Origin of the sequence: Streptomyces huiliensis, from assembly GCF_020037025.1 — a bacterium.
Classification (GTDB): Bacteria; Actinomycetota; Actinomycetes; order Streptomycetales; family Streptomycetaceae; genus Streptomyces; species Streptomyces huiliensis.
The window spans coordinates 1-7426 of record NZ_JAIQLH010000305.1; the positions used below are offsets into that span (position 1 = coordinate 1).

The window sequence follows — 7426 nt, forward strand, 5'->3', positions numbered from 1 at the left end:
CCCGCACGCCGACCGGACGCCGCGCACCCCGCCGCTGCCGGCCGCCGGCCGCGGCCGCGCCGTCGGCTGAGCGGACGGTACGCACGTCGTACGCACACGAGGAAGGGCCGCCCCGGAGTCCCGGGGCGGCCCTTCCTCGTGTGGTTCAGCCCTTCCAGCAGCGCACCACGATCCCGTCCGCCACTTCCAGGTTCAGCCGCCCCACCACGTACTCCAGCGTGATCACGGCGCCGGGCGGCAGGGTGCGGACGGTCGTCCAGCCCCGCTCCCGCGCCCGGGCCGCGGCCCGTTCGGCACTGAGGCCGGCGTAGGCGTCGAGGTCGTCGTCGGGGTCCTGGGGGAGGTTCGGCAGCGGCACCATGCGGCCACGGTAGCCCGTCCGGCCGTCCTCCCGGGCCCCACGGGTCACACTTCTGTCACAGAAATCCGGGACCGCGTTTACCGCGGCCCGCATCACTCCCCCGGGTTCTTTCCCGGCCCGCGGGTACACCGCCGGAGGGCACTCCGGGAACGCGCCGGGAAACGGTCGCGGAATTCACCGCTCCCTCCCCGGGGCTTCCGCATTCCTCCGGGAAACCCCCACCGGTACCCCCGGTAAGGGAATTCGCCGACACCTTGCGCACGCAACGCCCCGGGCGCCGCCGCGTTCCCCCGAATTCTGCGGAATATTAAATTCCGGGCCTGCGGGACCCCGGCCGGCGGACGACCAGGACGGGCTGGGCGACCGGGCGGCCGGGGGGCGGGCAGACGAGGGCGGGCAGACGAGGGCGGGCGGACCTCCGGGCGCACGGGTCAGGAGACCGGCGGCCGCTCGTCGACGCGGATCGCGAGGTCGTTGTCGGCCGTGTAGTACGGCCCGGCCTGGGCAGGCGCGTAGGGGGCGTCGACCGGCTGGGCCGGGTAGACGAAGATCTGCTTCTTCTCCGCGACGTCGTCCAGCAGCCGCGCCACCCGCGCCTCCCCGGACCCGTCGGTGCGCCGCAACCACAGGTCCCAGGCATCGGGACCGCCCTCCCAGCGCTCGCAGAGCTCCTGGTGGGCGACGGTGAACGAGAAGCCGTGGCCCGCCGTCTCCAGCGGCACGGTGCACACCAGCTCCGGGTCCCGGCGGCAGCGGGCCTCGGCCACCGCCCCGGCCAGCCACTCCGCGGGGTCCTCGGCGCGGTGCAGGACGCCGTGCACGGTGACGCCCTTGGCATCCAGGACCAGGTCGCCCGCCTCCGCGTGCGGGGCCCGCTGCCAGCTGCGCAGCGAGAGGTTGCCGTGCTTGGTCGCGTAGGGGATGCGCACGGCCAGCGGCGAGGTGCTGGGCCCCGGCCGGCGGTCGACCAGCGAGCGCAGGTCGGCGAGGCCGGGCAGCAGCCGCTGGAGCTCCGCCTCGCCCACGTCCACGTACACGTCCCAGCGGCCCTCGGGCAGCGGGACGGTGCTCGGCAGTACGGCGCGCAGCCGGCCGTCGCCGTTGGGGGTGAGCGGCAGGCGGACCTCATCGTCGGCGTTCTCGACGGCGTTGCCGCCCCGGCGGAGCAGCACCAGCGCCGCCGACCAGTGGCCGGAGGCGTCGGCCCCCTCGGGGGCGTCGAGGTCGAAGGTGAGTCCGCCCGCGGAATCCGCGATGCAGTCGGCGCGCGGCGCGGCAGACACGATGGTGAACTCCTCGGGTACGGGCGAGCCCGCGTTCGCGGGCCCGGCGGGGGTCGGGACGGGTGTCATGCGGCACTCCCCCGGCGCAGGGCGGGGCGGACGGCGTCCTTGGTCCGCAGGGCGCCGCTGAGCAGGGCGCCGCGGGTGCGGTGCAGGGAGCCGCGCAGCGCGCCGCGTCCGGTGAGCTCGGCGAAGAGGTGCTCGTAGCGGCCGGCGATCTCGGCGGGGTCGAAGCGGGCCGAGTTCTCCAGCGCCGCGCGGCCCATCCGGCGGCGCAGCTCGTCGTCGTTGATGAGCTTCAGCAGCCCGGCGGCGATGGCGTCGGTCTTGCCGACCGGCACCAGCAGGCCGTCGACACCGTTGTCGATGATCTCGCCAGGGCCGTGCGGACAGTCGGTGGAGACCACGGGCAGCCCGCAGCGCATCGCCTCGACGATGGTCATGCCGAAGGACTCCAGGCTGGAGGTGACGGCGCCGATGGAGCCCTTCACCCACTCCGGGTCCAAGGGGTTGGCGGGGCCCATGAGGAAGACGTGGTTGTAGAGGCCGAGCTTGTCGATCAGGGCGCGCAGCTTGGCCTTTTCGGCGCCGCCGCCGTAGATCCGCAGCCGCCAGTCGGGGCGCTCGGCGACGACCTTGCCGAAGGCCTTGACCAGTACGTCGTACCGCTTGGCGGGGGCCAGCCGGCCGGCCGCGACGACCCACTTGCCGGTGGAGTCGGCGGGGGCGACGACCGGGGCGGGGATGCTGTTGGGCACGGCCTCGACGCGGACGCCGGGGAGCCGCATCAGCTTGCGGTACGTCGCGGCGTCCGCCTCGGTGACCGTGGTGACCGCGTCCAGCCGCGGGTAGTGGGTGCGCAGCGTCAGCTTCAGCGGCGCCGCGTGGGTGCCGAGCGTCAGGTGCTCCTGGCCGACCCGGGCGATGCCGCGCCGGGCCTGCTGGGCGATGTGCACGTTCAGGCCCGGGCGGGTGCCCACCACCACGTCGCAGTCCAGCGTGCGCAGGTGGTCGGCGATGCGCCGGTCGGTGAGGGCGCTGTACTGCTTGTAGCGGCCCTCTGTGGACGGGAAGACGGTGGCCGGACGCTCGTACTCCGGGTCGTTCCCCTCGTACCCGGGGCTGTCCTTGCGCAGATCCACGAGGTGGCGCAGCCGCACCTTGCCGGACGGCGCGAAGACGGGCTCGTCCCGGTGGCGGAACACCGAGACGATCTCCACGTCGTGCTGCTCGGCGAGCGTCCCCGCCAGGTTGAACGTGGTGCGGATCGTGCCGCCGATGCCGTAGGCATTGTGAATCAGGAATGAGATGTGCATTCGTCCCCGCAGCCGGTGTGCGCGCCTGATGGCCCGCCTCCTGAAGATTAGACCGTACTGACGATCAGGAGGTTGGCCCCGATCATCAACTCGATCTCGGAACGATGAGCATTCCATGACGCGACCGCGTGTTTTCGGCCACCGCCCCCGATGCTCTGAACCGCCCCCGGGCAGGGCGTGACCCCGGCCGCGCGTCGTCCGTTGTCTTCGTGACGCACCGGGAACCGCCCGGCGCGCGCGCAACCGCACCGGAAGTCCGAGGAGTCCCCCGTGCCTCGCAAGCTCGACGTCAGCGACGAAGTACGCGCCGAAATCGGCGACGAAGAAGCGGACCGCCTGCTCGGGGGCGACAACGCCCCGGGCACGTACGACTGCACCTCCTGCCGCACGCCCGGCGACAGTGAGCGGGAGCGCACCAGCACGGTGCTCTTCGTCGGGGAGGAGACGGCCGTCCTGGCCTTCGCGCACGCCTCCTGCATCCCCTCGCAGGTGGTCCCGGTCTCCGAGGAGCAGCTCCAGGGCGCCGTACGGTCCATCACCGGCGGCGATGCCGGACAGCAGGGGCAGCAGGGGGGCGAGCAGACCGCGGACGGCCTGCCGCTCCAGGCCGAGCTGGGCGTCACCAGCGGCCTGCTGCTGATCAACGGAGAGGTGCAGCCGGCGCTCGTCGTCGAGCCGCTGGTGCCGATCGCCCGGCCGGGCACCACCGGACCGGTGGACGTCTTCCTGGAGCTCCTCAACGAGCAGGGCTTCGCCCCGGTGACCGCCATCGACCAGCTGCCCGACCTCACCCCCGGCTGGTCCGTGCTGCTGGTGATGGGCAAGCTGCACGCGGTCCTCCAGCCGAACGCCAACGGAGGGCAGCCCGTCGCCTGGTGGCAGGCGCACCAGCCGATGCAGGTGGCTGAGGAGTGGCGGTCGGCGGTCAACAAGACCGGCCGGGTCCTGGTGTACGCGGCACCCGTCGGCACCATCGGCCAGCAGCCGCGCGAGGACCTGCTCCGCGAGGCGATGGACCGGGCGGCGGCGTCGGGCCGGCTGGTCGGCGCGGCGATGCCGCTCGCGGGCACCTGATCGGCGGGCACGTGGCGGTCGGCGTGCGCCCCGCCGTGCACCCGGCGCACCCCCGATTCCCCCGGTTTCCGCGTAACCCGTCGCGGTCCGCCCCGCATCCGATGCGGTCCGGGGTCGTTGGCTGGGGTGTGTACTCTTACGAACCCGCATCCCGGACGTCGTACCAGAACTACATTCCCGGCATGCGCCCACCCCGCGAAGCCGACCGCGGCCGTACGGAGTCGGTGACCCCGATCTACGACGCCCTCTGCGCCGAGTACCGCCGGGCCTTCCGGACGCTGCCCGGCGACCGGGCGGGCGAGGAAGAGCTGGCGTTCAAGGGCTTCGGCCCCCAGCCGCAGCCGTACGGCGGGGGCTCCGGCCAGGGCTACTACGGCCGGCTCACCGGCCACTCCCCCTATCCCGGCCAGTCCGGCTGGACGGACGGCTGGGACGGCTACCAGGGCGGCCGGGGCCGCGGCGGCCTCCCGGCCCTCCCCCCGGGCAACCGGGACGGACGGCCGCCACGGGGGTACTGAGCGGCCCGCCGGGCGGTCACCCGCCCGGCATTGCGGCTACTTCTTCCGGCCGCGCTTCTCCCGCACCGGCCGCGTCTTCCGGGGGCAACCCCCGGACCCCCGGCCGCACACCCTCCCGGCCGACCGCCGCCTACTTCTTCCGGCCGCGCTTCTCCCGCACCGGCCGCGTCTTCCGGGGGCAACCCCCGGACCCCCGGCCGCACACCCTCCCGGCCGACCGCCGCCTACTTCTTCCGGCCGCGCTTCTCCCGCACCCGCACGGAGATGTGGATCGGCGTCCCCTCGAAGCCGAACTCCTCCCGCAGCCGCCGCTCGACGAAGCGCCGGTAGCCCGCCTCCAGGAAGCCGGAGGCGAAGAGGACGAACCGCGGCGGGCGGGTGCCCGCCTGGGTGCCGAAGAGGATGCGGGGCTGCTTGCCACCCCGGATCGGGTGCGGGTGGCCCGCGACGAGCTCGCCGAGGAAGGCGTTCAGGCGCCCGGTGGGCACCCGGGTCTCCCAGCCGGCGAGCGCGGTCTCCATGGCCGGGACCAGCTTCTCCATGTGCCGGCCGGTCTTCGCGGAGACGTTCACCCGCGGCGCCCAGGCGATCTGGCCGAGCTCGGTCTCGATCTCCCGCTCCAGGTAGAAGCGGCGCTCCTCGTCGAGGGTGTCCCACTTGTTGATCGCGAGCACCATCGCACGCCCGGCCTCGACGGCCATGGTGACGATCCGCTGGTCCTGGACGCTGATGGACTCGCTCGCGTCGATGAGGACGACGGCCAGCTCGGCCTTCTCCACGGCGGCGGCGGTACGCAGCGAGGCGTAGTAGTCGGCGCCCTCCTGGAGGTGGACGCGGCGCCGGATGCCGGCGGTGTCCACGAACTTCCAGGTCTTGCCGCCGAGCTCGATCAGCTCGTCGACCGGGTCGCGGGTGGTGCCGGCCAGCTCGTTGACGACGACGCGCTCCTCGCCCGCCACCTTGTTGAGCATCGAGGACTTGCCGACGTTCGGGCGGCCGATCAGCGCGATCCGCCGGGGGCCGCCGACGGCGGTGCCGAAGGTCTGGGACGGGGCCTCGGGCAGCGCCTCCAGGACGGCGTCCAGCATGTCGCCGGTGCCGCGGCCGTGCAGGGCGGAGACGGGGTGCGGCTCGCCGAGGCCCAGCGACCAGAGGGCGGCGGCGTCGGCCTCGGCGGAGGGGCCGTCGACCTTGTTGGCGCAGAGCACGACGGGCTTGCCGGCCCGGCGGAGCAGCTTGACGACGGCCTCGTCGGTGTCGGTGGCGCCGACGACGGAGTCGACGACGAAGACGACCGCGTCGGCGGCCTCGATGGCGAACTCGGCCTGGGCGGCGACGGACGCGTCGATGCCGAGGACGTCCTGCTCCCAGCCGCCGGTGTCGACGACCTTGAAGCGGCGGCCGGCCCACTCGGCCTCGTAGGTGACGCGGTCGCGGGTGACGCCCGGGCGGTCCTCGACGACGGCCTCGCGGCGGCCGATGATGCGGTTCACCAGCGTCGACTTGCCGACGTTCGGGCGGCCGACGACGGCGAGGACGGGCAGCGGGCCGTGCCCGGCCGCGGCGAGCTCGCTCTCGATCTCGTCGGCCTCGAAGCCCTCCAGAGCGGCGAGCTCCATGAACTCCGCGTACTCGGCGTCGCCAAGCTCACCGTGCTCGTCGCCGGTGTGGATCTGGTCGTTCATGGAGTCCGTTCCTCGTTCTTCTTCGTCGTCGGCGGCCCTTGGGGGGTCCGCTACTCAGTGTCGGTCAGCGGCCGGTGAAGCGCTTGGCGTCCGCCAGGTGCGCGCTCAGCCGCCGCTGGATGCGTACGGTCGCCTCGTCCAGCGCCGTCCGCGTGCGCCGCCCGCTGCCGTCGCCGGCCTCGAAGGCGTCGCCGAAGACGACGTCGACGCGGGTGCGCAGCGGCGGCAGCCCCGGAACGAGGCGGCCCTTCCGCTCGGCGCTGCCGAGGACGGCGACCGGGACGACGGGCGCCCCGGAGCGCACCGCGAAGTACGCCAGGCCGGCCCGCAGTGAGGCGAAGTCGCCCTCGCCCCGAGTGCCCTCGGGGAAGATCCCCAGCACCCCGCCGGCCGCCAGGACGTCCAGCGCGCCGGTGATCGCGGTCCGGTCGGTGCCGGAGCGGTCGACCTTCAGCTGGCCGATGCCGCGCAGGAAGGGGTCCAGCGGGCCGACGAAGGCTTCCTTCTTGATCAGGAAGTGCACCGGCCGCGGGGCGGTCCCCATCAACATCGGGCCGTCGAGGTTGTGGGAGTGGTTGACGGCCATGATGACCGGCCCCGCCGCGGGCACCCGCCAGGCGCCCAGTACGCGGGGCTTCCACAGCCCGTTCATCAGGCCGATGCCGATCCGTCTCCCGACGGCCGCACCGGCGGCGGAGGCGGTCACGCGGAACGCGCCTCCGTGGACCGCTTCTCCTCTACGAGGGTCACCACGCACTCGATCACCTGGTCGAGCGTGAGCTCGGTGGTGTCGACCTCGACCGCGTCCCCGGCCTTGGCCAGCGGGGAGGTCTTGCGGCCGGAGTCGGCGGCGTCCCGCTTGATCAGGGCTGCCTGGGTGGTGGCCAGGTCGGCGGCTTCCTTGCCCTTGAGCTCACCGGCACGGCGGGCGGCGCGGGCCTCCGGCGAGGCGGTGAGGAAGATCTTCAGGTCGGCGTCCGGGAGCACGGTGGTGCCGATGTCCCGGCCCTCGACGACGATGCCGAGCGGCGCCTCGGCCGCCATGGACCGCTGGAGCTCGGTGAGCCGCGTCCGCACCTCGGGCACCGCGCTGACGGCGCTGACCGCCGCGGTGACCTCCTGGGTGCGGATCGGCTGGGCGGCGTCCAGGCCGTCGACCGTGATGGTGGGCGCGGACGGGTCGGTGCCG

Annotated in this window: 8 protein-coding genes; 2 read left to right on the plus strand and 6 right to left on the minus strand. The window is 73.8% G+C overall.

Annotated elements, in window-relative coordinates; translation table 11 throughout:
* Positions 1-145: 145 nt before the first annotated feature.
* The 3 genes from JNW98_RS31805 to JNW98_RS31815 all read right to left on the minus strand — a co-directional run bounded on the left by JNW98_RS31805 (position 146) and on the right by JNW98_RS31815 (position 2960).
* Positions 146-361 (minus strand): I78 family peptidase inhibitor, encoded by a 216-nt coding sequence (locus JNW98_RS31805; protein WP_223771773.1) that lies wholly within the window; start codon positions 359-361, stop codon positions 146-148.
* Positions 362-792: 431 nt separating this feature from the next.
* Entirely contained in the window at positions 793-1713 is a 921-nt protein-coding gene (locus JNW98_RS31810) for a hypothetical protein (RefSeq protein ID WP_223771774.1), read from the minus strand.
* Positions 1710-2960 carry a glycosyltransferase family 4 protein gene (locus JNW98_RS31815; RefSeq protein ID WP_223771775.1) on the minus strand — a complete coding sequence of 417 codons (1251 nt, stop codon included), beginning with the start codon at positions 2958-2960 and terminating at the stop codon, positions 1710-1712. Before JNW98_RS31815 ends, JNW98_RS31810 begins: the two co-directional genes overlap by 4 nt.
* A gap of 270 nt (positions 2961-3230) precedes the next feature.
* Here JNW98_RS31815 and JNW98_RS31820 point away from each other — a divergent pair, with 270 nt between their 5' ends.
* Together JNW98_RS31820 and JNW98_RS31825 are read left to right on the plus strand one after the other, a co-directional pair.
* Positions 3231-4034, plus strand: a complete 804-nt coding sequence (locus JNW98_RS31820) for a DUF8842 C-terminal domain-containing protein (protein ID WP_223771776.1) — start codon at positions 3231-3233, stop codon at positions 4032-4034.
* A 182-nt stretch (positions 4035-4216) separates the two neighbouring features.
* A complete protein-coding gene (locus tag JNW98_RS31825) occupies positions 4217-4552 on the plus strand; it encodes a hypothetical protein (RefSeq protein WP_223771777.1) in 336 nt (111 codons plus the stop codon).
* A 224-nt stretch (positions 4553-4776) separates the two neighbouring features.
* Here JNW98_RS31825 and der read toward each other — a convergent pair whose 3' ends face one another.
* From der to cmk, 3 genes are all read right to left on the minus strand, one after another.
* Complete coding sequence (der, locus tag JNW98_RS31830) at positions 4777-6237, minus strand: ribosome biogenesis GTPase Der (RefSeq protein WP_223771778.1); 1461 nt, start codon at positions 6235-6237, stop codon at positions 4777-4779.
* Positions 6238-6301: 64 nt separating this feature from the next.
* Positions 6302-6889 carry a lysophospholipid acyltransferase family protein gene (locus JNW98_RS31835; protein ID WP_223771780.1) on the minus strand — a complete coding sequence of 196 codons (588 nt, stop codon included), beginning with the start codon at positions 6887-6889 and terminating at the stop codon, positions 6302-6304.
* Between the two features lie 50 nt (positions 6890-6939).
* On the minus strand, positions 6940-7426 hold a 487-nt coding region (cmk, locus tag JNW98_RS31840; RefSeq protein WP_223771779.1), incomplete at its 5' end, for a (d)CMP kinase.

Excerpts from the sequence above, each read along its gene's own strand:
- JNW98_RS31825 (WP_223771777.1), top strand. The coding sequence starts at position 4,217 with ATGCGCCCACCCCGCGAAGCCGACCGCGGCCGTACGGAGTCGGTGACC.
- JNW98_RS31835 (WP_223771780.1), bottom strand. The coding sequence starts at position 6,889 with ATGAACGGGCTGTGGAAGCCCCGCGTACTGGGCGCCTGGCGGGTGCCC.
- JNW98_RS31810 (WP_223771774.1), bottom strand. The coding sequence starts at position 1,713 with ATGACACCCGTCCCGACCCCCGCCGGGCCCGCGAACGCGGGCTCGCCC.
- JNW98_RS31815 (WP_223771775.1), bottom strand. The coding sequence starts at position 2,960 with ATGCACATCTCATTCCTGATTCACAATGCCTACGGCATCGGCGGCACG.
- JNW98_RS31805 (WP_223771773.1), bottom strand. The coding sequence starts at position 361 with ATGGTGCCGCTGCCGAACCTCCCCCAGGACCCCGACGACGACCTCGAC.
- der (WP_223771778.1), bottom strand. The coding sequence starts at position 6,237 with ATGAACGACCAGATCCACACCGGCGACGAGCACGGTGAGCTTGGCGAC.